Source organism: Mesorhizobium sp. M0408, from assembly GCF_040321495.1.
In the GTDB taxonomy this organism is placed as follows: domain Bacteria; phylum Pseudomonadota; class Alphaproteobacteria; order Rhizobiales; family Rhizobiaceae; genus Mesorhizobium.
In genome coordinates, this window is sequence record NZ_JAMYRO010000002.1 from 326,996 (window position 1) to 351,678 (window position 24,683).

The 24,683-nt window shown below is 64.0% G+C and carries 20 protein-coding genes; 7 read left to right on the forward strand and 13 right to left on the reverse strand.

All coding sequences use genetic code 11. From position 1 onward, the window contains the following. Window positions 1-107: 107 nt before the first annotated feature. Complete coding sequence (locus NKI67_RS03730) at window positions 108-1,346, forward strand: YcaO-like family protein (protein ID WP_023674104.1); 1,239 nt, start codon at window positions 108-110, stop codon at window positions 1,344-1,346. Window positions 1,347-1,423: 77 nt separating this feature from the next. On the opposite strand, the gene NKI67_RS03735 is transcribed toward NKI67_RS03730, so the two are convergent. Together NKI67_RS03735 and NKI67_RS03740 are read right to left on the reverse strand one after the other, a co-directional pair. Beyond that, window positions 1,424-2,353 carry a DnaJ C-terminal domain-containing protein gene (locus NKI67_RS03735; protein WP_023674103.1) on the reverse strand — a complete coding sequence of 310 codons (930 nt, stop codon included), beginning with the start codon at window positions 2,351-2,353 and terminating at the stop codon, window positions 1,424-1,426. 100 nt (window positions 2,354-2,453) lie between these two features. After that, window positions 2,454-2,915: an RT0821/Lpp0805 family surface protein gene (locus NKI67_RS03740; protein ID WP_023674102.1), complete on the reverse strand. Its 462-nt coding sequence runs from the start codon at window positions 2,913-2,915 to the stop codon at window positions 2,454-2,456. Between the two features lie 39 nt (window positions 2,916-2,954). Here NKI67_RS03740 and pdxH point away from each other — a divergent pair, with 39 nt between their 5' ends. Beyond that, window positions 2,955-3,572, forward strand: coding sequence for a pyridoxamine 5'-phosphate oxidase (gene pdxH, locus NKI67_RS03745; protein ID WP_023674101.1), 618 nt, complete (start codon window positions 2,955-2,957; stop codon window positions 3,570-3,572). A gap of 258 nt (window positions 3,573-3,830) precedes the next feature. After that, window positions 3,831-4,106 (forward strand): hypothetical protein, encoded by a 276-nt coding sequence (locus NKI67_RS03750; protein ID WP_023674100.1) that lies wholly within the window; start codon window positions 3,831-3,833, stop codon window positions 4,104-4,106. 72 nt (window positions 4,107-4,178) lie between these two features. On the opposite strand, the gene NKI67_RS03755 is transcribed toward NKI67_RS03750, so the two are convergent. Together NKI67_RS03755 and NKI67_RS03760 are read right to left on the reverse strand one after the other, a co-directional pair. Beyond that, window positions 4,179-4,931 carry a crotonase/enoyl-CoA hydratase family protein gene (locus NKI67_RS03755; RefSeq protein ID WP_023674099.1) on the reverse strand — a complete coding sequence of 251 codons (753 nt, stop codon included), beginning with the start codon at window positions 4,929-4,931 and terminating at the stop codon, window positions 4,179-4,181. A 53-nt stretch (window positions 4,932-4,984) separates the two neighbouring features. Next, window positions 4,985-6,748, reverse strand: coding sequence for an acyl-CoA dehydrogenase family protein (locus NKI67_RS03760; RefSeq protein ID WP_352644485.1), 1,764 nt, complete (start codon window positions 6,746-6,748; stop codon window positions 4,985-4,987). Between the two features lie 611 nt (window positions 6,749-7,359). On the opposite strand from NKI67_RS03760, the gene NKI67_RS03770 reads away from it, so the two are divergent. Then, entirely contained in the window at window positions 7,360-8,460 is a 1,101-nt protein-coding gene (locus tag NKI67_RS03770) for a glycoside hydrolase family 25 protein (protein ID WP_031211047.1), read from the forward strand. A gap of 21 nt (window positions 8,461-8,481) precedes the next feature. On the opposite strand, the gene purD is transcribed toward NKI67_RS03770, so the two are convergent. Further along, window positions 8,482-9,759 carry a phosphoribosylamine--glycine ligase gene (gene purD, locus NKI67_RS03775; protein WP_023674096.1) on the reverse strand — a complete coding sequence of 426 codons (1,278 nt, stop codon included), beginning with the start codon at window positions 9,757-9,759 and terminating at the stop codon, window positions 8,482-8,484. 156 nt (window positions 9,760-9,915) lie between these two features. On the opposite strand from purD, the gene ubiA reads away from it, so the two are divergent. Further along, window positions 9,916-10,899 (forward strand): 4-hydroxybenzoate octaprenyltransferase, encoded by a 984-nt coding sequence (ubiA, locus tag NKI67_RS03780; RefSeq protein ID WP_023674095.1) that lies wholly within the window; start codon window positions 9,916-9,918, stop codon window positions 10,897-10,899. A 189-nt stretch (window positions 10,900-11,088) separates the two neighbouring features. On the opposite strand, the gene NKI67_RS03785 is transcribed toward ubiA, so the two are convergent. The 3 genes from NKI67_RS03785 to NKI67_RS03795 form a co-directional block, all read right to left on the reverse strand. Beyond that, window positions 11,089-11,655 carry a DUF6101 family protein gene (locus NKI67_RS03785; RefSeq protein ID WP_023674094.1) on the reverse strand — a complete coding sequence of 189 codons (567 nt, stop codon included), beginning with the start codon at window positions 11,653-11,655 and terminating at the stop codon, window positions 11,089-11,091. 185 nt (window positions 11,656-11,840) lie between these two features. Further along, window positions 11,841-13,271 carry an FAD-binding oxidoreductase gene (locus tag NKI67_RS03790; RefSeq protein ID WP_023674093.1) on the reverse strand — a complete coding sequence of 477 codons (1,431 nt, stop codon included), beginning with the start codon at window positions 13,269-13,271 and terminating at the stop codon, window positions 11,841-11,843. An 18-nt stretch (window positions 13,272-13,289) separates the two neighbouring features. Next, window positions 13,290-14,270 carry an L-threonylcarbamoyladenylate synthase gene (locus NKI67_RS03795; protein WP_036237975.1) on the reverse strand — a complete coding sequence of 327 codons (981 nt, stop codon included), beginning with the start codon at window positions 14,268-14,270 and terminating at the stop codon, window positions 13,290-13,292. Between the two features lie 159 nt (window positions 14,271-14,429). Between NKI67_RS03795 and NKI67_RS03800 the strand changes: the two genes are divergently transcribed. Then, the gene (locus tag NKI67_RS03800) at window positions 14,430-14,873 is read left to right on the forward strand and encodes a hypothetical protein (RefSeq protein WP_023674091.1); all 444 of its coding nucleotides are present in this window, start codon (window positions 14,430-14,432) and stop codon (window positions 14,871-14,873) included. Window positions 14,874-14,908: 35 nt separating this feature from the next. Here the strand turns inward: NKI67_RS03800 and NKI67_RS03805 are convergent, their stop codons facing one another. The 4 genes from NKI67_RS03805 to NKI67_RS03820 all read right to left on the reverse strand — a co-directional run bounded on the left by NKI67_RS03805 (window position 14,909) and on the right by NKI67_RS03820 (window position 22,006). Further along, window positions 14,909-17,656 (reverse strand): glycine--tRNA ligase subunit beta, encoded by a 2,748-nt coding sequence (locus NKI67_RS03805; protein ID WP_352644489.1) that lies wholly within the window; start codon window positions 17,654-17,656, stop codon window positions 14,909-14,911. A 447-nt stretch (window positions 17,657-18,103) separates the two neighbouring features. After that, window positions 18,104-19,165 carry a glycine--tRNA ligase subunit alpha gene (locus tag NKI67_RS03810; RefSeq protein ID WP_031211040.1) on the reverse strand — a complete coding sequence of 354 codons (1,062 nt, stop codon included), beginning with the start codon at window positions 19,163-19,165 and terminating at the stop codon, window positions 18,104-18,106. 250 nt (window positions 19,166-19,415) lie between these two features. Further along, window positions 19,416-21,191, reverse strand: coding sequence for a tetratricopeptide repeat protein (locus tag NKI67_RS03815; RefSeq protein ID WP_031211039.1), 1,776 nt, complete (start codon window positions 21,189-21,191; stop codon window positions 19,416-19,418). 209 nt (window positions 21,192-21,400) lie between these two features. Beyond that, window positions 21,401-22,006 (reverse strand): TetR/AcrR family transcriptional regulator, encoded by a 606-nt coding sequence (locus NKI67_RS03820; protein WP_023674085.1) that lies wholly within the window; start codon window positions 22,004-22,006, stop codon window positions 21,401-21,403. A 104-nt stretch (window positions 22,007-22,110) separates the two neighbouring features. Between NKI67_RS03820 and NKI67_RS03825 the strand changes: the two genes are divergently transcribed. Next, window positions 22,111-23,544: an MFS transporter gene (locus tag NKI67_RS03825; protein WP_023674084.1), complete on the forward strand. Its 1,434-nt coding sequence runs from the start codon at window positions 22,111-22,113 to the stop codon at window positions 23,542-23,544. A 26-nt stretch (window positions 23,545-23,570) separates the two neighbouring features. Here the strand turns inward: NKI67_RS03825 and NKI67_RS03830 are convergent, their stop codons facing one another. Beyond that, complete coding sequence (locus NKI67_RS03830) at window positions 23,571-24,587, reverse strand: polyprenyl synthetase family protein (RefSeq protein WP_023674083.1); 1,017 nt, start codon at window positions 24,585-24,587, stop codon at window positions 23,571-23,573. Window positions 24,588-24,683 lie beyond the last annotated feature (96 nt).

The following is a 24,683-nucleotide window of genomic DNA, read 5'->3' on the forward strand; positions in this document are numbered from 1 at the left end:
GGAGTTTGCATCATACTCCAGTGCGTGTCAGCGTGCGAATGAGCAATTGGTGCCGATACTGTAGAGGATTGAACATGTGAGGGCCGTGCTTGGGTGAAGGGTCCATAATGCCGGAGCGGCGGGCGTCCGAGGCAGGGGCCGGCGGGTCAAGCCTGGTTTACGGCCCCATCGTGATCACCGATCCCACGCTCAGATGCCCGATCACGGTCGCGGTCGGCCCCGTCCGAGGGGCCAGACCTTCTCGTTTTGTGTCAGGGTGGGGCAACACCACCCAGGAGGCGGCAACCGCCTGCGGGTATGAGGCCGATGAAACCTATTTCGCCCAGATGATCCCTCATGAGCGACTCTCACGCGCCCGCGCCGGCGAATTGCGCGGGCGCGTGATCGAGCCGCCTGCACTCACACTTTTCAGTGATGCGCAGTATTGCGAGCGGCTGCATTGGAACAAAAACGTCGATGATAGCCGCGCGGTCCCGATCCGCTGGCGCAGGTCGCAGCCGCTGGACTGGATCCGGAGCGATCCGCGCTTCAGCACGAGCGAGGCCTGGGTGCCTGCGGGATTGTGCTTTCTCGGGTATCCCAACGATGAGTCATCAGGTCTGCCCCCGGCGGACTCCAATGGTCTTGCGAGGGGATCGAGCATAGAGGACGCGGTCGTGCGCGGCTTCTGCGAAGTCGTGGAGCGCGATGCAACAGCCATATGGTGGTACAATCGGCTGGTTCTGCCTCGGATAGACCTGACTTCGCTGTCGGATGGACTGGCGTCCCAGTACGCCGATTGGCTGCTGACGCAGAACCGCGAATTGCGGCTTCTGCTCCTGACGCTTGACCTGCCCATCCCCATTGTCGCTGCAATTTCTCATCACGTGGGCGGTGACGCGATTGCGTTCGGATTCGCGGCCGGACGATCCATGTCGGAGGCGGCCCGGCGCGCGGTGGGGGAACTTGCAGAATGTGAGGCGAACCTTACCCTGCTCAAACGGAACGCCGATACGTCCGGCACGGCGGCCTTCACCCCCGGCGCGCTGCACCTCTATCGGTGGCACATGGACGAGAACATTCATCGCCTTCCTCACCTTTCCGGCAATTCAGCAGTTCAGGCCTCGTCGGCCGAGTTGCGACTGGATTGGAACTATTGCCTCGACATCTGCCACGAGCAGGAACTTGAGATCTTCGCGGTCAACCTGACGCACAACGCCGAATCGCCTGTTGCACGAGTGTTTGTACCTGGACTTCGTCCTACCAAGCCCCGGTTGGGCGGCGGCAGGCTCTATGATGTTCCTGTGCGCCTAGGTTTGAAGCCATCAGTTTCCCAGGCCATCAACGAGGTTCCCTTTCCATTGTGATCCGGATGGTCGCGGGCATGCCCACCCCGGAGTGCCCGCTTTACACACACGGCATTAAGCGCCAGCCTTTTCGACCGTCAGCCCTTTCTACGGCGCATCAGCGCCTCGAGCTCGGCGTCGCCGCCTTCCGGCAGCATCAGCCGCACGTGTGCGTAGAGGTCGCCGTGACCGCCGGCCTTTTCCGGTAGGCCCCTGCCCTTCAGCCGCAGAACCTTGTCCGAGCTCGACCAAGGGGGGACGTTGACCGCAATCCTGCCGGTCGGGGTTTCGACCGCCACCTTGGCGCCATGCACCGCATCGGCCAGTTCCACCGGCAGGTCGACATGCAGGTCGCGGCCCTCGACGCGGTAGCGCGGGTGCCGGCGGAAACGGATTTTAACCAGCGCATCGCCCGGCTGCCCCGGTCCTTGCTCACCCTGGCCTTTCAACCGGATGGTCTGGCCGTCCTCGACATAGGCCGGCAACTTGACCGCCATCTTGCGGCCGTCGGGGAACATCGCCGTCACCTTCTCCGCGGTGGCGGCCTCCTCGATGGTGACGTCCAGCGTCACGTTGAGATCGGCGGCGGTCGGGGCCTGACGGCGGCCGCCGGTGCCGGCGCCGCGCTGCTGGCTGAAAGCATCGCCGAAGATCTGGCTGAAGATGTCGCTGTTGCCGTCGAACGGATCGCCGCCGGGACGGCCCGTGCGGAATTCGAAATGCGCGCCGCCCGGCCCTTGCTGCCGGCGGAAACCGGCGAAAGGATCGGCGCCGCCGGCCGCGCCTTCGAAACCCTGGAAACGCTGTTTGCCGTCGGCGTCGATCTCGCCGCGATCGAATGCCGCCCGGTTCTTCTCGTCGCCGACGATCTCGTAAGCCTGGTTGGCGGCGGCAAAACGGTCCTTCGCCTTGGGATCATCCGGATTCTGGTCCGGATGATACTTCTTGGCGAGCTTCCGGTATGCGGATTTTATGTCCTTGGCCGATGCGTTCTTGGCAACGCCCAGCACCTCATAGGGGTCGCGCATGCTTACTGCCCTGGAGAAGGAGTGAGTCCATAATCGCCTCCTATATGCGCTCGCATAGGAAGGAATTCCAGTGGCTTACCACCATGTTGCCGGCGGAAAATCAGAGCGCCTTGAAGTCCTGTATGCGCCAGATGCTGCCGCCGGCCAGGCATATTTCGCCTTTGAACAGCGCGACGCCGTCGAAGCTTTCGCGCGATGCGGTGAAGCGACGACATGTCTCGCCGTTAGCCCTGAATTCCGCCAGCTCGGTGATGGAGCCGCGCGAGCCGGTGTCGGCATTCGCCCAGCGAACGGCCTGCCCAGCCAGTTGCTCGACGTCAGCGGAGGACACGGCGTTGCGGATCGTGGCCTGATCGGAGGCGCGGTCTTGATCGAGCGACATGACTGAGGCCGGCGTGCTCGCGGTCAGCACCGAGCGGTCGACCTCCGCCTGCTCCAGGCTGAAGCCGCCGCCACCACAGGCGGCAAGCGGCAGGACGATTATCACGATCATGGCTTTGGCGCTGGCCGAAGCGATAACGCTCCATTGCCCACTGTCAAAAGCTTGCGCGATACGCGACAATCGGCAATCTCCCCAGCCGGCGACAAATTTGGGAAAACTATGAGCGAAACCGGGTTAACAAGCGGTGACTTTACCGAGGCGGCGGAGCCGTTCCGGCTCTTTGCGGCGTGGCTCGACGACGCGACGAAGAGCGAGATCAACGACCCCAACAGCGTGGCGCTGGCGACCGTTGATGCCGAAGGCATGCCGAATGTGCGTATGGTGCTGCTTAAGGGGTTCGATGAGGGCGGCTTTGTCTTCTACACGAACTTCGAGAGTGCCAAGGGCCGTGAGATTCTTGGCAGCATGAAAGCGGCGATGTGCTTCCACTGGAAATCGCTGCGCCGGCAGGTGCGAGCGCGCGGCCCGGTGGAGATCGTCACCGACGCCGAAGCCGACGCCTATTACGTGACGCGTCCGCGCGGCAGCCGCATCGGCGCCTGGGCCTCCAAACAGTCGCGGCCGCTGGAGAGCCGCTTCGCGCTAGAAAAAGCGGTCGCCGAATACACGGCGCGCCACGCGATCGGCGACATCCCGCGGCCAAAACACTGGTCAGGCTTCCGCATCGTGCCGCAGACCATCGAGTTCTGGCACGACCGTCCGTTCCGGCTGCACGACCGTGTGGTGTTTTCGCGCAACGCCGAGGGCGGTTGGGACAAGGTGAGGCTTTATCCGTAGGGCACGACGGTGGAGCGCCGATCTCCCCCACAAGGGGGGGAGATCGGCAGCTTCCGCACCGGCGCCCATTTTTTCAGCCCTTCTTCCCGGTCATGAAGGCGGCCAAGGCCGGGCCGCTTCTGCCGGATTTCCAATTCCCACTATCACGATCTCGTGTGCGTGAAACGTTCCAGCTTGCCGGAACGAACCAGGGAAGGGCTCAACGCGCCGCCGGCGCAAATTCAGGAGGAAGCAATGCATTCACTCAGGTTGGTCACGATGGCCGGTCTTGCCTGCCTTTTCGCTTCGCAAGCCTTTGCGGAGGACGCGATGGGGACAATGACGGTGATGAAGGGTGGGGAGGTCATGGCGATCATGCCCGATGGGCATATGGGCACCATGATGCCCGACGCGAAGATGAGCGCCGAAATGATGAAAATGGCGAAACCGATCAAGCATTGCATGATGTTGATGACCGACGCCAAAGGCAAGACATTCATGATCGACACGTCTTCGGCAAAGGCCCAGGCCGAATGTAAAAAAATGGCGATGTGACAAAGAGATCATGGCAAGAAAACCCGCCGGTTGCTGCCGGCGGGTCCACGATGCGAGACAAGGCCAGAAGGTCTAGGCCTTCTTCCTGGTCATGAAGGCCGTCAAGGCTGCGCGGGCCTCGTCGGATTTGAGCCGCTCGCGGAAATGCTGGCTTTCCTGGCCGATGCGCTCGACAAGGGCGTCGCGCGAGCCGCGCATCAGGTCGCGCGCGATCTTCAGCGCTTGCGGCGGTTTGGCGGCGATCTGGCCCGCCGCCGCCAATACCGATGCTTCGAGTTCCCTCTCCTCGACCACTTCGTAGATCAGCCCGGCGGCCTTCGCCCTCTCGGCCGAAAAGCCCTCGCCGAGGCCAAGCAGCGCGAAGGCGCCTTGGCGGCCGAGGATCTGCGGTGCGAGCAGGCTCGATCCTGCCTCCGGCACAAGGCCGAGATCGACGAAGGGCGTTCGGAACATTGTGCGCGGCGTGGCGAAGGTCAGGTCGCAATGCAGGTTGAGCGTGGTGCCGATACCGACCGCAATGCCGTCGACACCGGAAACCATCGGCTTTTCCACCTTGGCCAGCGCCATCAGGAAATCCCAGACCTCGGTACCGCCTTCACCGCCCGAGGCGACAATCATGAAATCGGCAAGGTCGTTGCCGGACGAGAAGGCACCGGGCACGCCGAGAAAGACATGGACGCGGATCGCCGGATCCGCGTCGCCGCCGGCAAGAGCCGCCGACATCGTCGCGTACATGGCGCGGGTCAGCGCGTTCTTCTTGTCCGGACGATTGATGCGGATGATCTGGATGGCGCCCTGGCGCTCGACGAGGATGTGGTCTGTCACGGATTCGTCCTTTGTGAATTTCGGGCCTTTGTGAATATCGGCGCGTGCGAACGTCAGGCTGAAATCAGCGGCTTGCCGGCAACGGCAAGGCTGTCGGCGCCGCCGACGACGCGCTCCTTCAGCGCGCCCACTTCGCCAAGCAGGTTCTCGGCGAAGAACCGGCAAAGCGCGATGCGGTTTTGGTCGGCAAGCGCGCCGCGCGCCAGATAGGCGCCGCCCGCGGCAAGCGAGATCAGCCTGAGATAGGGTGTCGCGCCGGCCAGCGCCTCGTCCGAACGGCCTTGGTCGAGCAGGTCTTGCAGGAAACGGGTCGCCTGGGAGAGGTCGTCGAGCGCCTGGTCGAGGCGATCGGCGGTGCGGCCGAAGCCTTCAAGGTTCGACGCTCGCAGCGCATCGGCGACGGCCTTGAGTTCGGCGATGTAGCCATGCACATGCCGGCCGCCGCCGAGCGGCAGCTTGCGCGTCACCAGATCGATCGCCTGGATGCCATTGGTGCCTTCGTAAATGGGCGCGATGCGCGCGTCGCGATAAAGTGCTGCGGCGCCTGTCTCCTCGATGAACCCCATGCCGCCATGCACCTGCAGCCCAAGCGAGGCGACCTCGACGCCGACATCGGTCGAAAACGCCTTGGCCAGCGGCGTCAACAGATTGGCGCGCTCCTGCCAGTGCTTTGCATCTTCGCTCTGTGACGCGAGATCGATGGCGTGGGCGCAGGAATAGCAGATGGCACGGGCAATCTGGGTCAGCGTCTTCATGGTCAGAAGACTGCGCTGGATGTCGGGGTGATGCACGATCGGCGCCATGCCGGCACCGCCATAGCTTGCCGCTTTGCCTTGCCGGCGGTCGTTTGCATAGGCGAGCGCCTTCTGCGTCGCCGCCTCGGCGACCGCGACGCCCTGCATGCCGACGGCAAGGCGCGCATTGTTCATCATGGTGAACATGCAGGCGAGGCCCTTGTTCTCCTCGCCGACCAGCCAGCCGATCGCGCCGGGCCTGCTGCCTTCGAAGCCATCGCCATAAATCATCGTGCAGGTCGGCGAAGCGTGGATGCCCAGTTTGTGCTCCAGCCCGGAGCAGAAGACGTCGTTGCGCCTGCCCAGCGCGCCATCGTCGCCGACGAGGAATTTCGGCACCAGGAACAAAGACAGGCCGCGCGTGCCGGCCGGCGCGTCCGGCAGCCGCGCCAGCACCAGATGGATGATGTTGTCGGTGAAATCGTGCTCGCCATAGGTGATGAATATCTTTTGCCCGAAGATGCGGTAGGTGCCGTCGCCGGCCGGTTCGGCGCGGGTTCGCAAGGCATTCAGGTCCGAGCCTGCCTGCGGCTCGGTCAGGTTCATGGTGCCCATCCATTCGCCGGAGACCAGTTTTTCCAGATATCTGGCCTTGAGTGCCTGCGAGCCATGTTTGTCGAGTGCTTCGACGGCGCCCATGGTCAGCGTCGGGGCGATGCCGAACGCCATCGAGGCGGAGTTCCACATTTCGAGCGCGGCGACGCCGAGCATGGCCGGCAGCGCCTGGCCGCCATACGCTTCAGGCGCGGACAGCGCATTCCAGCCGCCGCCGATCCAGCGGCGATAAAGTTCCTTCCAGCCGGGCGGGGTGGTGACGGCAGCGCCGTCGAGCACCGCGCCGTGCTGGTCGCCGACCGTGTAGAGCGGCGCCACCTCCTCGCTGGCGAAGCGGCCGGCCTCGGCCAGAATGGTGTCGACAAGGTCCTCGCCGAGTTCGCCAAAAATGCCTGCATCGAGCGCCGGCTTCAAGCCGGCGACATGCTTCAGGGTGAAGGCGATTTCCTCGACCGGTGCCCGATACATGGCGCTCGCTCCTCCTCAGTCCGGCCCTCCCCAGTCTGGCAGGTCTACTTAAGACCTGTACCGATGCAAAATCATCTGCTTTCGGAGTTCCTGTCCATCTTCTTTTTACGTAAACGTCAAACTTTGTCACGCGGATTTTGCAATTGCCACGACGCAGGCTAAATTCGGCAAGAGAGAGCAGAACACCGAAATAGGATTGCCTCGTGCTCGCACGACCTGACACCTATCGCTGTGGCGAATGCGCCTGCTCTGGCGGACGGCCGGTTTTTGCTATCATGAAGGTAAGGTCGAGAACGGTGCAGCCTATTGGTCGGATCGCGGCATATTGTGCTCACCACCATGTTCGCTGACCCCTCATCGCAAACGCGAGGCCGAGGGAACGCTGTTGCAAGTGCCGGCGCTCGACCCGTTTCATATCCCCTCTCGCCAGTGACAACCATCAAGACCATCGACGGAGAAGCTGACCGAGCCGTGGCATGCGCGGGCCGCGATCGAAAGCATTTCCTTAACCATGGCGGTTCAGGATTTGGCTTTGGCCAGCAAGGATCTGCTGTTTGAAAACGCCGGCGCGCCCCCTTGTCCGCTCAGCGCTTCTCCTTGTCGCGGCCGCGATGACCCTGGCGCTGACGCCGGCAAAGGCCTCGGATTTCTCCGAACCTTGGAAGGATGCCGACCGGGCGCTGGTCGTCGACGCCTACGAATACAATTCCATCGACTGGACCCGGCTAGCCGCCGACAAGCGTCTTGTCGGCTTCATCAACAAGGCATCCGACGGAATGCCGCCACCCTATTTCTGTTTCGGCGACGAGACCGAGACGCGGCTGTGCAAGACGCTTTGGAAGCGCCATGCGATGGCACAGGAACTGTTCCAGACGCGCAAGGTGGTGGCCAAGGCGCTGGGCCTGAAATGGGGCGCCTATCATCTCGCCCGCCCCGGCAACCCCGTGGGACAGGCCAATAACTTCATCAATTTCGTGAAACCCCGGCCGGATGACCTGCTTGCCCTCGACATCGAGGACGATGATCCCACCCAATGGATGTCGCTCGAGGATGCCGAGGAATTCGTGCGCCATGTGCATCGTCGGGTTGGCCGCTTTCCAGTGCTCTACACCAACGGCACGACAGCCAGGCATATCGCCGACAACAAGTATAAATACCCGCTCCTGTCGCGGCTGCCGCTGTGGTATGCGCGCTACAAGCCAGACATCGGCGTGCATTTTCCGATGGGCAACTGGCAGGGTTATGCGCTCTGGCAGTTTTCGGCGCGAGCAAACTGCGGCCGGTTCCGCTGCCCTTACAGGGTCGCGGGCACACCCAACGATATCGACGTCAGCGTCGCGCCGATGAACGCCACGGAATTGCGCGCGCAGTGGCCGTTCGGCGGCCTGATCGACGTGCAGCCGGATTATCTCACCTCGATACCGGTGCCGCTCTCACGCGAGGCGGGGCTCGCCGGCGGCACCATCACTTACGCCAGCGTGACGCCAGCAAGCTTCGAGGAGATGGTCGCGGTATTCAGGGCGCGCCTGGCCAGGTTCAGCAGCGGCTTTCAAATGCCTGCGGCGAAAGCGGCGCCGGGCCTTCCGCGCGGGATTGCCGAATATGTCGCCTGGACGCGAAACGAAAAGCGTGCGGCATCGGTGCCAGGATTTGTCTCCACCGCCGATGCGGTCAGCAGCGTCTCGACCGAATTCGACCACGGCTTGCGCTGAGGCCGAAGGCCGCCCGAAGCATCAGTTCGCCTGCTCGCGCGCCACCGCCAGCCAGCCAATGTCGCGGCGGCAAAAGCCTTGCGGCCAGTCGATCCGGTCGAGCGCGGCGTAGGCCTTCTTCTGCGCCTCGCCGACGGTGCTGCCGGTCGCCGTGACGTTGAGCACGCGGCCGCCATTGGCGACGAGTGCGCCGCCGTTGATGGCGGTGCCGGCGTGAAAGATCTCGACGCCATCGCCTGCCGCCGCCTCGACACCGCGAATGACCGAGCCCTTTTCCGGCGTGCCGGGATAACCCCTGGCCGCCATCACCACGGTGAGCGCCGCCTCGTCGCGCCAGCGCACCGAAGTATGCGCCAGCTGGCCGTCCGCGGCTGCGTTGAGCAGGACGAGCAGATCGTCCTTCAGCCGCATCATCAGCACCTGGCATTCCGGGTCGCCGAAACGGGTGTTGTATTCGATCAGCTTCGGCCCCATGTCAGTGATCATCAGCCCGGCGAACAGCACGCCGGAAAACGGCGCGCCTGTTTCAGCCATGCCGCGCATGGTCGGCTCGACGATCTCGCGCATGGTGCGGTCGATCATCTCCGGCGTCATCACCGGGGCCGGCGAATAGGCGCCCATGCCGCCGGTGTTCGGGCCGGTGTCGCCCTCGCCGACGCGCTTGTGATCCTGCGCGGTGCCGAAGGGCAGCGCGGTGGTGCCGTCGCAAAGGCAGAAGAAACTTGCTTCCTCACCGACGAGAAACTCCTCTACCACCACTTCCGCCCCGGCCTGGCCGAAGGAGCCGTCAAAACAGGCCTCGAGCGCGGCCAGCGCCTGGTCAAGCGTCATGGCGACGGTGACGCCCTTGCCGGCAGCGAGGCCGTCGGCCTTGATGACGATCGGCGCACCCGTCTTCTCGACATGGGCCCTGGCCGAAGCCAGATCGCCGAAGCGGCCATAGGCGGCGGTCGGGATGCCGTATCTGGCGCAGAGGTCTTTGGTGAAACCTTTCGAGCCTTCCAGCCGTGCCGCTGCCTTTGACGGACCGAAGACGCGGATGCCCTCGGCGCGCAGGTCGTCGGCTATGCCGGCGACCAGCGGCCCTTCCGGTCCGACCACGACGAGGCCTATTTCATTCTCGCGGCAAAACCGGGCCACCGCCGTGTGATCGGCAGTATCGAGCCTCACCAGCTCGGCTTCGCGGCCGATGCCCGGATTGCCGGGCGCCGCGTAGAGTTTGGTCAGCAGCGGCGACGCCGCGATCTTCCAGGCAAGCGCATGTTCTCGTCCGCCGGAGCCGATCAGCAAAACACGCATGCCCAGATTCCTCGTCATTCCAAGACCAGGACTGCGCTATTGCGCCGCGCGCGACGGGTCAAGACATTTGGCTGCCGAAGCGCCGATTGCGCGTGGCGAGCGTGCGGGGGCTGCTTGACGCTTGACGGCATTCGCCTCTGCTGCCACTCCAGCAAAATGGAAACCGTCCAGTCGAAAGCGGCCCAGGGCCGCGTCGCCGATGCGCCGAGCGGCCACTGGGTCTATCGCGTGCTGCCGCGGGGGTTGTGGCCCTATGCGCAGCTTGCCCGGTGGGACCGGCCGATCGGCTGGCAATTGCTGCTGTGGCCATGCTGGTGGTCGGCTGCCCTTGCCGCGAGCGCCTATCCGCGTCCGGCGGATCCGCTGCTCTCGCTGCTGCCGTCACCGTGGTACCTGCTGCTGTTTTTTCTTGGCGCGTTCGCCATGCGCGGTGCCGGCTGCACCTACAATGATTTGGTCGACGAGGACATCGACAACCAGGTGGAACGCACGCGCTCGCGGCCGCTGCCGGCCGGCAAGGTCACGCGCCGGCAGGCCTGGATGTTTGTTGTCGTGCAGGCACTGGGCGGCCTTGCCGTGCTTTTGCAGTTCAACAGCTTCGCCATCTCGCTCGGCATCGGCTCGCTGGGCATCGTCGCCGTCTACCCATTCATGAAGCGGTACACCAATTGGCCGCAACTCGTTCTCGGCCTTGCCTTTTCCTGGGGAGCGCTGATGGGATGGGCGGTCGAGTTCGGCGATCTCGATGGGCCGGCAATCATGCTCTATATCGGCTCGATCCTGTGGGTGATCGGCTACGACACGATCTATGCGCATCAGGACAAGGAAGACGACGCCATCGTCGGTGTGCGCTCGACGGCGCGCCTGTTCGGCGACAACACCAAAGCCTGGCTGGCCGGACTTTATGGCGGAGCGCTGGTCTGCTTCGCCATTGCTTTCGCCTCGGCACAGGCACCGGTGCCTGCACTCGCCGGGCTGATCGCCGCCGGCGCGCATATGGCACGGCAGATCGCCGTGCTCGACATCGACGATCCGGACCAGTGCCTGAGGCTGTTCAGATCGAACAACCAGGTCGGCTGGCTGATCTTCCTCGGCCTGATCGGCGGCGCGGCTTGGGTGGCGCTGAAGCCGCTGGTTTAGGAGCCTTTTCCCTTTTCCCCCTGTGGGAGAAGGTGGATTGGCGCGTAGCGCCAAGACGGTTGAGGGGTGTTGGAAGAAACGAGACGTTGGTGTTCCTGGAACACCCCTCATCCGACCGAGCTTCGCTCGGCCACCTTCTCCCACAAGGGGAGAAGGAAAGAAGGGCGGCGCAAGCCCGCCAAGCCCATGCTATTCCCGCGAAATGAGCTCCTCGCCGCCGATGACCAGCCTGAGGCCGAGATCGCCGGCGCGGCGGCGGGCGAGGAAGCGCGGGCGGCGCATGGTCGAGACGCGGCCTTTGCGGCGGTCCTGCGCCGGCAGCGCCTTGATGGCAGCGCCGAGCGATTCTTCCAGCGTGCGGGCAATGCCGTCGGCCTCGATCAGCAGCATCGGCAGGCGGTAGGCGTCGGCCCAGGCGCGCCAGTCGGCGGCGACGTCGTCGAGATCGTCGGCGACCAGCAGCGGCACCGACAGCATCGGGTCATTGTGCAGAAGCTCAAGCGTCACTGTGACATTGCCATCCGGATCCTCCATGGCGCGGGCGGCGACGCCGCGAAACGCGTTGGCGGGCAGAGCGATGATCGCCGGCACGCCGCTCATCTCCAGCGTGCGGCGGATAACCGCGCCGCGCTGGTCGATGGTGAAGGTGACGTCGCCATAGTCGTCGCGCGTGGCGTAGCTCACCACCTGCGGCAGGCGGAATGGGTCGAGGCGCATATTGCGCCCGGCCCAGACTGGCTTCAGTCCAGTGTTCATATCGTGCCTTTCCTGTTTCTCCTGAGAGCCGGTGTTTCCGGTTCTCCGGGCCGGTTTTCCCAGCCTCGTTGTGGAGAAACATTAGCGCGAGCTTCTTATCCTCGCGCTTAAGAAAGTCGGTTAAATTTTGCTGATCCGAGGCGGATGGTTATCGGAATGCGAACCGGCGCAGGCCGGCGAAAGGATCAGATAACCTTACCCGGATTCATGATGCCGGCCGGGTCGAACGCGGCCTTCACCCTGCGCATCAGCTCGATCGCCATCGGCGGCGCCGTCGCGATCAATTCGTCCCGCTTCAACTGGCCGATGCCGTGCTCGGCCGAGATCGAGCCATGAAACGCGCGCACGACGTCGTGCACGGCCTTGTTCATGACGTGGTAAAGGCCGAGAAACGCCTCGTCATCGCCGTCGACCGGCCGGGAGATGTTATAGTGCAGATTGCCGTCGCCCATGTGGCCGAAGCAGACGACGCGCGCGCCGGGACTGACCGATTGCACGGCGCCGGCAGCCTTTTCAATGAAGGGCGGGATTGACGCCACCGGCACCGAGATGTCGTGCTTGATCGAGGCACCTTCCGGCTTCTGCGCCTCGGGCAGCACCTCGCGGAAATTCCAGAACGCATCGCCCTGGGCCATGCTTGCCGCGATCACCGCATCGCCGACGATCCCTTGCTCGAGGCCTGCCTCCAGCACCTCCTCGATCAGGGCCCTGGCATCCTCGGCCGAACGGCCCGACGAGATCTGCATCAGCACATACCACGGCCAATCGCCGGCCAGCGGCCGCACCACGCCTTGCGCGTGGGCAAGCGTGAAGTCGTAGGGCCTCTGGCCAATCAGCTCGAAGGCGGTGAGCGCTGCCCCTGCACGGTCCATCGCGAGGCTGAACAGCGACAGTGCCGCCTCCGGCGATGACAGGCCGGCAAACGCCACCTCGCGCCCCTTGGGCTTGGGGAACAGCTTGAGCACGGCGGCGGTGATGATGCCGAGCGTACCCTCGGCGCCGACGAACAGGTTCTTCAAATCGTAGCCGGTATTGTCCTTTTTCAGCTTGCGCAGATCGTCGAACACTTCACCGGTCGGCAGCACCACTTCGACGCCGAGGCAGAGCTCGCGCGCATTGCCGTAGGCAAGCACGCCGGTGCCGCCGGCGTTGGACGAGAGATTGCCGCCGATCTGGCAGGAGCCTTGCGCGGCAAGCGACAGCGGAAACAGCCGGTCGGCGGCATCGGCCGCTTCCTGCAGCGTCTGCAGGATGACGCCGGTTTCGACCGTGACCGTGTTGGACAGCGTATCGATTTCGCGGATGCGGTTCAGCCGCGACAGCGACAGCACGATCTCGCGGCCGGATGCGTCCGGCACCTGGGCGCCGACCAGCCCGGTGTTGCCGCTTTGCGGCACGATGGGCGTGCCGGTTTCGGTCGCCAGCCGCATGATGCTGCTGACCTCCTCGACGTTTCCCGGCCTCAGCACCAAAGCCGTCCTGCCGTGCCAAAGTCCGCGCCGCTCGGTGAGGTAAGGCGCGATGTCCTGCTGGTCGCGCAGCGCATATTTGTCGCCGACGATTGCCGCAAAGCGCGCGAGGACGGCGGGGTCGAGATCGGGGGAAATGTCGTTCATGGGTCGAAACTATGGTGCTCAATCCATCTTGTCACGCGGGGCGATCTTGTCACGCGGGGCGGCGGCGCGCGAAAGCCGGTCGTTGATCGCCTCGCCCAGCCCTTCGAACGGGATCGGCTCGACGGCGATGGTTTTGGCGCCGCTGCCATCGAGATCCTGCAGATGGGCGAAGAGATTGCTTGCCGCCTCGCGCAGGTCGCCGGTCTCCGACAAGTTGCGCAGGGCGGCTGCATCGCGCCAGCCTTCGGCACGGCGGCGGCCGAAGGCCAGCAAGGCTTCGCCCGGTGCGACCTCCGCAGCATTGAGCCGCACCGCCGCACCCGGCGCATAGTGCGAGGCGAGCATGCCGGGCGCCTCGATGCCCGAAGCGCCGCGCAGCAACTTTGTCCCGGCCACTGCTTCGATCTCTTCGGCGGCAATGCCGCCCGGCCGCAGCAGCCGCAGCTTTCCAGCTTCGACTTTGACAATGGTCGATTCCAGCCCGACCGGCGTCGCGCCGCCGTCGACCACAAGCTTGATCCGGGGACCGAGATCGGCGGCCACGGCCTCGGCCGTCGTGGCGCTGATCCTGCCCGAGGAATTGGCGCTGGGCGCCGCCAGCGCACGGCCGAACCTGGCGATCAGCTCGCCGCCAAAGCCTTTCGGCATGCGCAGCGCGATCGTTTCCAGGCCGGCGGTGACCAGCGGATGAATGCCGTTGCCGGGCCGTTGCGGCAGCACCAACGTCAGCGGCCCCGGCCAGAATGCCTGCGCCAATCTTTCCGACAGCGGGTCGAACAGCGCGATGCGCTCGGCCATCGCCGGATCGGCTATATGGGCGATCAGCGGGTTGAAGCGAGGGCGGCCCTTGGCTTCGAAGATACGAGCCACGGCAACGCCATTGGTCGCGTCGCCGGCCAGCCCATAAACGGTCTCGGTCGGGATGGCGACGACATCGCCGCTCTCGAGCAGCGCCAACGCCCTTTCCATCGCCTCGCCGACGGCACGAATTTCAGCCACTGTCGTCACCTCACGGATGCGGGTGCCTAATACGCTGACGCCGGGCGAGCAAGCCCAGGCATTGGCGAATCGCAAATCGCTAAAATGCTATGTTTCCCCGCAAGCCGGCATCAACTGCCCTCGGCTAGGGTGCCGTCTTGTTGGGCAAGGGGAATTATCATGCTTTCGATGCGTATCCTTGGAGCGCTTGGTTTGGCGTTTATGGCCGGCACGGCACAGGCCTCGTCGCTGGTTTTTCTCGGGCAAACGACGGCGACGCCTTCGGTGGTCGGTACGGTGGCCAGTCCAGGCTCGCTCGAGCGGACGAAAACACCGTCGATCGTCGCGCTCGGCGAGAAGTTGCCCAACGTCAATGAAAACGTCACCGAGGAAAAGGTCGCGGCAATCCCGAGCCAGCCGAGTCATGGCTTCGCCGGAAGCCCGATGATCATTCGCGGCGGTATCGTCGGCGATGCCTTTGCTACGCCCGCGCCCAAAGCCGCGCCGGCCACCGCTGCCGCGCCCGCCGCCGACGGCAAAGCCGACCCAAAGGTCGCCAGCAACCCCCCTGAGCCGGCAGCGCCGCAGCCTGCGCCGCTAGCAGCTCCCGACCAGCCCAAATAGCGCCTGAAGCATAAGCGAAGATTTCTTCGCGAATGTCAGCCGGCTATCTTGGAGAAATCCGCGACCCGGTCGGTCGCCGCGCGGATGCGGGCGAGCAATGCCAGGCGATTGGCGCGCACCGCCTGGTCCTCATCGTTTACGAGGACTTTGTCAAAGAATGAATCAACCGGCTCGCGCAACACGCTAAGCGCCAGCATGGCGGCGGAAAAGTCTTCGTTTTGAATTGCTTCGCCGGCTTGCCTCTCGGCCTGATTGACCGCCGCAAACAAGGTTTTTTCGGCGTCCTCCCGGAACAGAGCCGGCTCAACGCTGCTTGCGATCGCCGTCGCCTTCTTCTCCTCGGCAGCCACGATGTTGGCCGCGCGCTTGGTGCCGGCAAGCAGGTTCTTGCCGTCCTCGGTGTCAAGGAAGGAGCCGAGTGCTTCGACGCGGCGGACGATCTGCAGGAGATCGTCGTTCTGGCCAATCTCCCCCCTTGAGGGGGAGATGCCCGGCAGGGCAGAGGGGGGCGCGACAGAATGAGAGGCCGGCGGGACAGCGCCCCCCTCTGTCGGCTGCGCCGACATCTCCCCCACAAGGGGGGAGATTGGGCGCGAACCGGCCGCCAGCACCGCGTCAATCAGGTCGTGCCGCGCACCCTGATCGCGGAGATAGACTTTGAGGCGATCGTGGAAAAAGGACAGGAGGTCGGCTTCTGCAGCATTAAATCTGTTCGCCCATTCTATCAGGAATGCCTTGTCTTCAGCTAAGATGGCTGCGACCTGATCAAACTTCCAATCTCCTGCGGAGGACATCGGAAGCATGCGACCGAGTTCCATAAATTTCTCAAATATTGGCCGGTACTTCTGATCAACGATCTGCCAGAAAACTCGAAGCCATGCTTTGTGCCAATCCTGCTCAAGGCGCAATCGAACCCCGTTCTCGACCAACATCCTGACCACCCCCAGCGCCGCTCTTCTGAGCGCATAGGGATCCTTCGATCCGGTCGGCTTTTCATCAATAGCCCAGAACCCGACCAGCGTGTCGAGCTTGTCGGCAAGCGCCACGGCCACCGAAACCGGATCGGTCGGCACGCGATCGGACGGGCCCTGCGGCTTGTAGTGCTCCTCGATCGCGGCGGCGACGGAGGGGTGCTCGCCCTGCAGCAGCGCGTATTTGCGGCCCATGGCGCCTTGCAGTTCCGGGAACTCGCCGACCACCTCGGTGGTGAGGTCGGCCTTGGCGAGGACGGCGGCGCGGCGCGCGAGCGCGATAATCTCCCCCCTCGAGGGGGAGATGTCGCCGAAGGCGACAGAGGGGGTCGGCACGTCCTGACGCGGCTTCCTATCGCGGACAGAGGATGCCGGCGATTCACGCTCGGCGACCCCCTCTGGCCTGCCGGCCATCTCCCCCTCAAGGGGGGAGATTGCGCGCGCCACGATTGGTGCTAGTTCTTCGGCCAACCTGGCAATCCGCTCCACCCGCTCGCCTTGCGTGCCGAGCTTGGCATGAAACGTTACATTGAGGTGGTCGAGGCGGGCCATGCGCTGGTCGAGCGGCTTGTTCAGATCGAGCCCGAATTTTTCCGCCGATGCCTGCAACTGGTCGAGATCCGGCAGGTCGCCGTGGTCGGTCTTCCAGAAATAGAGCGCGTCGGACAGGCGGGCACGCACCACCTTGCCGTTGCCGTGGGCGATCTCCTTGCCGCCATCCTTGGCCTCGATGTTGGCGGTCAGGATAAAGCGGTTGGAGAGCGGCGATTGGCTGATCTCCCCCCTTGAGGGGGAGATGGCCGGTAGGCCAGAGGGGGTCGGCACGACCTGACGCGACTCCCTATCGCGGACAGGGGATGCCGCCGATCCACGCGAGGCGACCCCCTCTGTCGCCTTCGGCGACATCTCCCCCTCGAGGGGGGAGATTTGGCGCGTCGTCACGAAACACTTCTGGTTGGCGCGGATGGTGAGCCTGATCACCTCGGCCGGAATGGCCAGAAAATCCTGCTCGAATTCGCCCATCAGCACGACCGGCCATTCGACGAGGCCCGACACTTCTTCCAGCAGCCCCTCGTCCTCGACAAGGTCGAGCCCGCTGGCGAAGGCGAGGTTCCTGGCATCGGCAAGAATGATCTCCTTGCGTCTGTCGGCATCGAGCACGACCTTGGCCGCCTCAAGCTTGGCGACATAATCGTCGAAGCGGCGCACCGTGATGGTGCCCGGCGCATGAAAACGGTGACCGTAAGTGACGTTGCCGGAGCGGATGCCGTCGATCTCGAAATCGACGACCACCGGCTCCTCGGTTTCGGGGCCGAAGGTGCACAGGATCGATTGCAGCGGCCGCACCCAGCGCAGCGAGCCGGGCTTGGCCGAAGCCGGCCCCCAGCGCATCGATTTCGGCCAGGGGAAGTTGCGGATGATGCCCGGCACCAGCTCGGCGATGATCTGCTCCGCCGGCCTGCCCGGCCTGGAAATATGGGCGACGTAGAAGTCGCCCTTCTTCGGATCGGAATGAACATGCGCCTCGGCAATCGAGGCAAGGCCGGCCTTGCGCAGAAAACCTTGCACCGCCGGCTCGGGCGCCTTGGTCGAGGGCCCCTTGATCTCCTCGCTGATGTCCTTCGAGCGCGCGGTCAGGCCGCGAATGTCGAGCGTCAACCGGCGCGGCGTCCAATATTCGCGCCCCGCCTCATAGATCAGCCCGGCGTCGACCAGACCGTCGGTCAAAAGCTTTTTCAGGTCGCCGGCCGCCTTGCGCTGCATGCGAGCGGGGATTTCCTCGGAACGAAGTTCTAGAAGCAGGTCAGGCATTGAAAGAGCTCACGCGACAAGAAACAGCCGCCGCTTCGCGGCGTCCTCCCCCATCGAGGCGAAGGTAAGCGGGGCATAGCAACTCGGTCGGCTGCTGTCACCCTTCCCAGCAAGATCGGGCCAGCACGATCAAGGCGTCCAACAGCGAATTCCGAAAAAATTCAGCCGCCTGTCGGACACGCGCCGGTCCGCCCGTCCTTGGATCAAAGATTTCCCTGAACCGAACGCAGCGCTGAAGCGACCAACGCTCAGGCAGAGAGCTATTGGCTGAACGAGCATGAAAACGGCATCGACATTCCTGCAGATCCTCGCGCTCAGCGCCTGTTTTACAGCGCAGGTGCATGGCACGTTCTCGATGCCCGGCGTCAGACAAGCGTTGCGGACAATAGCCGGTGCAAGCGGCCAAGGCACGTTGCCAATCAGCGCCCCTGTCGAAATCGCCTGGAGCTAAGCCGCCATTCCACCCGCCTGCGTCAGCAGAAACGCCTCGCCGCAGGCCTTGGCCAGATTGCGCACCCGCAAGATGTAACTCTGGCGCTCGGTGACCGAAATCACGCCGCGTGCGTCGAGCAGATTGAAGACGTGGCTGGCCTTGATGCACTGGTCGTAGGCTGGGAAGACCATGCGGTGATATCCCTCCCCCTTGAGGGGACCAGACAAGGTCTGGCCGGGAGGGGTCGCTCGTGCAGTGCTCGACGCCTGACCTGCAGTGCCTTCTGAGGCGACCCCCTCTGCCCGCTTCGCGGGCGTCTCCCCCTCAAGGGGGAAGATGGGCGCGCCGGCTTGTAGCAACGCCTTGCACTCGGCTTCGGCGTCTTCGAAATGGCGCAGCAACATCGCGGTGTTGGCAAATTCGAAATTATGGCGCGAATATTCCTGCTCGGCCTGCAGGAAGACGTCGCCATAGGTCACCTTGTCGGCGCCTTCACGACCGTTGAAGTTGAGGTCGTAGACATTGTCGACGCCCTGCACATACATGGCCAGCCGTTCCAGCCCGTAAGTGAGCTCGCCCGCCACCGGTGCGCATTCGATGCCGCAGACCTGCTGGAAATAGGTGAACTGCGACACCTCCATGCCGTCGCACCAGCACTCCCAGCCCAGCCCCCAGGCGCCCAGCGTCGGGCTTTCCCAGTCGTCCTCGACGAAGCGGATGTCGTGCAGCAGCGGATCGATGCCGATCGCGGCCAGCGAGCCGAGGTAAAGCTCCTGCAGATTGGGCGGATTGGGCTTCAGGATCACCTGGTATTGGTAATAGTGCTGCAGCCGGTTCGGGTTCTCGCCATAGCGGCCGTCCTTGGGGCGGCGCGAGGGCTGGACATAAGCCGCGTTCCAGCGTTTTGGGCCGAGCGCGCGCAATGTCGTTGCCGGATGGAAGGTGCCGGCGCCGACTTCCATGTCGTAAGGCTGGAGGACGACGCAGCCATAGTCCGCCCAATAATTATGCAACGTCAGGATCAGCCCCTGGAACGAGCGGCTGGGGTGCATGTGGGCAGGGATATCAACGGTCACGGCGGCCTCCGGCGGGAAAGGCGGGATGCCGGCACGTCCTAGATGCCTGGCCAGCAAGCGTCAAGGCAGAGGGGGTCAGGCCTTTGAAGGTGTTCCCTTCTCCCCTTGTGGGAGAAGGTGGCCGAGCGAAGCTCGGTCGGATGAGGGGTGTTCTAGATTGGCACCGACGGCACTCCGTCCAACACCCCTCAACCGTCTCGGCGCTGCGCGCCGATCCACCTTCTCCCACAAGGGGAGAAGGAAAGAAGGGTCACCCCTTGGGCGCGGGCGCCGGCACGGGCTTTACGTTCGGGGTTTCCTGCGCTGTGTTGGATTCGATCGGCGGCAGGCCTTTCATCAGCTTTTGCTGCAAGGCGGCAAGCACGTCCGGGTCCGGCTTCAGGTCGCGGGCCTGGTTCCACTGGAAGGTGGCTTCCAGCTTGCGGCCGACGCGCCAGTAAACGTCGCCGAGGTGATCGTTGAGCACCGGATCCTCCGGCTTCAACGAAACGGCGCGTTCCATTTCGCGCACCGCATCGTCGAACTGGCCAAGGCGGTAATAGGCCCAGCCCAGCGAATCGACGATGTAGCCGTCGCTCGGCCTCAGGTCGACGGCCTTCTGGATCATCGCGAGGCCTTCCTTGAGGTTCATGTTCTTGTCGACCCAGGAATAGCCCAGATAGTTCAGAACCTGCGGCTGGTCGGGGTAGAGCTCCAGCGCCTTGCGGAAATTCGGCTCAGCCTTCGGCCATTCCTTCAGCCGCTCATAGGCGATGCCGCGCTGGTAGAAAATGTTCCAGTTGGCGGCGGTCGGCGTCTTCAGCACCTCGACTGCCTTGTCGTAAAGATTGGCGGCGGAGCGGAAATCCTCCTTCGAGGAATAGACGCCGCCGAGCGCCAGATAGGCGCGCATGTCGTCGGGATGCGCATCGACGATGGCCTTGAGGTGAGCGATCGCCTCATCGTTGCGGTCGAGATCGGCAAGGTTGAGGCCAAGCTGCAGGTCCGAAAGCTCCTTCAGCGGCGAGCCGGCGGGAATGCGGCGATAGAGCGCGATGGCGCCCTCGCCATCTTTCAACTGCTCGGCAACGGCGGCAAGCTGAACGAGCGCCGCGTCGTTGTCGGGCCGCAGCGCCAGGGCATATTGCAGATAAAGCCGCACGAATGGCTCGCCGCCGCCGCGGTTGAGCGCGGTGGCGAGATCGAGCAGGATTTCCGAGGCGCCGTCCGACGGACCGGCAACGAAGGGCTCGATCTTTTCGCCCTTGTTGATCTTGTCGCGAAGGGCCGCAATCTCGACCTTGCCGGGGGCGAACGCCTCGGCCTTGTCGAGCACCGACAGCGCCTTGGCCTTGTCGCCTTTGCGGGCGAGGAAAGAGGCGTAGGCCTGCGCGTTGCGCATCCATGTTTCGGGGGCCGCACCGCCTGCCGCCGTGTCCTGCACGGTGGCGGTGTAGAGCGCATCCGCCCTGTCGGGCAGGCCGGAGGCGTCGGCAATCAAGGCGCGGTGGAAGGACTTGAACAGGCTGAACCAGTCGGGGCCCTGCAGCTTGTCGATGGAAGCCATGGCCTCGCCGGCGTCACCCGCACCCTGCTTGGCCCAGCCGGTCATGACGCCGGAGATCAGCCGGTCGAGATCGGATTCGAGCGACAGCTTGAGCCAGTATTCGGCCTTGGAGAAATCCTTCTTGTGGAAGGAATCGATGGCCAGCGCCAGGCGCGAGAAGCGCTCGACGTCGGGAACCGCCTTGAGCTTGTCAGCATAGACCAGGGATTCGTCGAAGCGCCCCTGCGCGATCAGCGACAGCATCAGACTCTGCTGCAGTCCCGTATCGTTCGGATCGAACGCAAGCGCCTGCTTGTAATAGGAGATGGCACTGTCGAGGTCGTTGTCGCCGTCGGCGATCCTGGCGGCAAGATAGGCCCCCGAGAAGGATGTGATCCTGACCGGCTCGGCGGTCTGTTTGGCATGCGCCGGCAAAGCCGAGATCGCCATGCCCGTCGCGATTGCCAGCCCCGTCAGCCAGCGCGCATATCCTTGCCGCATCATATCCCTTTCAGCCAAACGCCATCTCCGCGTCAGCGGGATCGCCGTAGACTCGATCTTTACAGGTAAAGCATGGCCTTTTTGGGGTCGGGCTTCAACCCGGCCCGAATTCACAATCGGGTCAAGCAATTAATAAACCATGCCGAAAGAGGTCGCACGACCGCATTGCGGCAATCCGGCAATGGGAAACCGGCGTCACGGCCCGGAACTCAGGACGTTTGCGAAAGGCTTGCGTCGAGCGCCTGCATGGCGACGGTGACAAGATCGTGCAGCCGCTTTTTCGGCACGCCGTCGCGTGCCTGGACCGAAAGGCCGTGCATCAGCGTGGCGTAATAGTCACCCAGCGTCTCGGCATCGGTATCCGGCTTCAATTCGCCATCGCGCACGGCCTTTTTCAATCGCTCGACGATCGACGCGGTACGCGCCAGCCGATGCTCCGCCAGCCATTGCAGCACGGCGTCGTTTTCGACGGCGCAATTGGTCGCGGCCGTCACCACCATGCAGCCCTGCGGCCGCCCGGGCCGCGTATAGATTTCGACGGCGTCGCGAAGCATGCGCTCGATGACGCGCCGGACATTTGGTTCTTCCTGCAGCGCGCGCGTGGCGAAGCCGCCCTCATTGGCCTCGTAAAGCGCCACTGCTTCGCGAAACAGATCCTCCTTCGAGCCGAAGGCGGCATAGATGCGCGCCGATGCGAGGCCAAGCGCCGATACGAGATCGGCCATCGAAGTGCCCTCGTAGCCGCGCCTCCAGAAAGCGTCGCGGGCTTTCTCCAGCGCCTGGTCGCGGTCGAATTGCCTTGGCCTGCCTGCCATGTCGGTCTCCAATTTTTGTCGATCAACAAATAATCCGCTTGACTTCGGATTGCAAATCTCAATTCTTTGTCGATCATTAAATAATTGTCGACAAGGAGTCCGACATGAGTTCACTCGATCAAGGCGCGCCGCTCGGGGCGATAACGCAAGGAGCAAGCACGGCGAAACATGGCGCAACGCTGGCGCTCCTCGCCTTCGCGCAGCTCATCATCTCGCTCGACCTCAACATCGTCTTCGTGGCGTTGCCGGAGATCGGCGCCGGCCTCGGATTTTCAGGCCAGACCCTGCAGTGGGTGGTCAGCGCCTACACCGTGTTCACCGGTGGCTTCCTGCTGTTCGGCGGCCGGGCGGCCGACCTGATCGGCCAGCGCCGCGTCTTCATCTTCGCGCTCTGGCTCTACGCGCTCTCATCTCTGATCGGCGGCCTCGCCTGGTCGCCGGAAATCATCATCGCGGACCGCGCCGTACAAGGCATCGGCGCCGCGTTCCTGTTTCCGGCGACGCTGTCGCTGATCAACCGCCTGTTCGCCGAGGGACCGGAACGCAACCGGGCGCTCGCCGTCTGGGGCGGCGCAGGCGCCAGCGGTCTGACGCTCGGTTCGCTTGCCGGCGGGTTTCTGACCAGCGCCTTCGGCTGGCCGTCGGTCTTCTATGTCAACGTGCTGCTGGCCGGGATCGCCATCATCGCGGCTTTCGCCATCATCCCGCGCGATCGCAAGTGGCACGAGCAGCGCAGCTTCGATCTGCCGGGCGCCCTGACCGTCACCGCCGGCGCGACGCTGCTTGTCTTCACCCTGGTTCAAGGGCCCGGATATGGCTGGGGCTCTGGCGCAATCATCGCCAGCGCGCTGCTGGCGGCATTGTTTCTGATTGCCTTCACCGTGATCGAGGCCAACAGCGCCGACCCGCTGATGCCGCTGCGCCTGTTCCACAACCGCAGCCTTGTCGCCGGCATGACGATAACCTTCCTCTACATGGCCACTTTCGGAGCGCTGCCCTACTTCCTCACCGTGCTGCTGCAGAACGTGCACGGCTTCACTGCCTTGCAGACGGGCCTCGCCTTTCTCGTGCCGTCGGTCGCCATCGCCACCGGTACGCAAGCCGGCGAGCGTCTGGCAACGCGCTTTTCGACGCGCAGCACCCTGGTCGGCGGCATGATGGTCGGCGCGGTCGGGACAGCATTGATGGTATCAGGCGCGACCGCGGAGAGCAGCTATCTGGCCCTCGTACCTGGCCTGATCGTCTCCGGCGTCGGACAAGGCATCGTCTGGACCGCAATGTGGATTGCCGCCGCTTCCGGCGTTGCCCATGACCAGCAAGGCGTCGCCTCGGGGATGGCTTCGACGACGCTCAATGTCGGCAACGCCATCGGCATGGCCGTGCTGATTGCGATTGCGAACAGCCAAATCGGCGAATTGTCCGGCAATGCGTTGAAAATTGCCGTCGCCGACGGCATCCAGGTCGCCTTCTGGCTCGCGGCGGCGGGCATCGTCGTTAGCCTGCTGGCAGCAATGGTTCTTCCGGCAAAGGCTCGATGAGAACAAGCGCGGGGCGCCGATGCCTTTCAATTCACCCGGCTGATGCAGAAATCGATGACGTCGATCAGCGCCGATTTCTGCGGCGTCGCCTCGAGCGGCGCCAGCGCGTCGCGGGCGATCTCGCCGAAATGGCGGGCGCGCCCGATGGTGTCGGCAATTGCGCCGTGGCGGAGCATCAGGCCGATTGCCTTTTCCAGCCCGGCATCGTCGGCGGCATTGTCCTCGATGGCGCGTTTCCAGAAGCTGCGCTCGGCCTTGGTGCCGCGCCGATAGGCGAGGATCACCGGCAGCGTGACCTTGCCCTCGCGGAAATCGTCGCCGACATTCTTGCCGAGGTCCTTGCTGGTGCCGCCGTAATCCAGCGCGTCATCGATCAGCTGGAAGGCAAGGCCGAGATTGATGCCGTAGGAGCGGAGTGCTGCGCGATCATTGCGCGTCGCCTGAGCGATGACCGGGCCGACCTCGGCGGCGGCCGAAAACAGCGCCGCGGTCTTGGCCTTGATCACCGCGAAATGCTCGTCCTCGGTGGTCTCGAGGTTCTTGGCGGCGGCAAGCTGCATCACCTCGCCTTCGGCAATCACCGAGGCCGCACTCGACAGGATGTCGAGCGCTTCAAGCGAGGCGACATCGACCATCATGCGAAAGGCCTGGCCGAGCAGGAAATCGCCGACCAGAACACTGGCCTGATTGCCCCAGATCATACGCGCCGTCTTTTTGCCGCGCCGCATGCCGCTTTCGTCGACGACGTCGTCGTGGAGAAGTGTCGCGGTATGCATGAATTCGACCGATGTGGCGAGCTTGACATGGCCGTCGCCGGAATAGCCGAACATCTGGGCGGCGGCGAGCGTCAGCATCGGCCGCAGCCGTTTGCCGCCCGACGAGATCAGATGGTTGGCTATCTCCGGAATCATCTCGACATCGGAGCCGGCCTTCGACAGGATCAATTTGTTGACGCGCCCCATGTCGGCCGCGGTCAGGTCGATGAGGTCCTTTATCGAGGCGGCTTCGCGCTTCCCGTTTTCAATGTTGAGAACGACACCCACGGCAAAACTCCCAACCTCGATATGCACGACGGCAACATGGTCCCTGGACAGACTCTAGGGTGTCACCCACCGGCGCGGCAAGAGGCGAATTGGCGC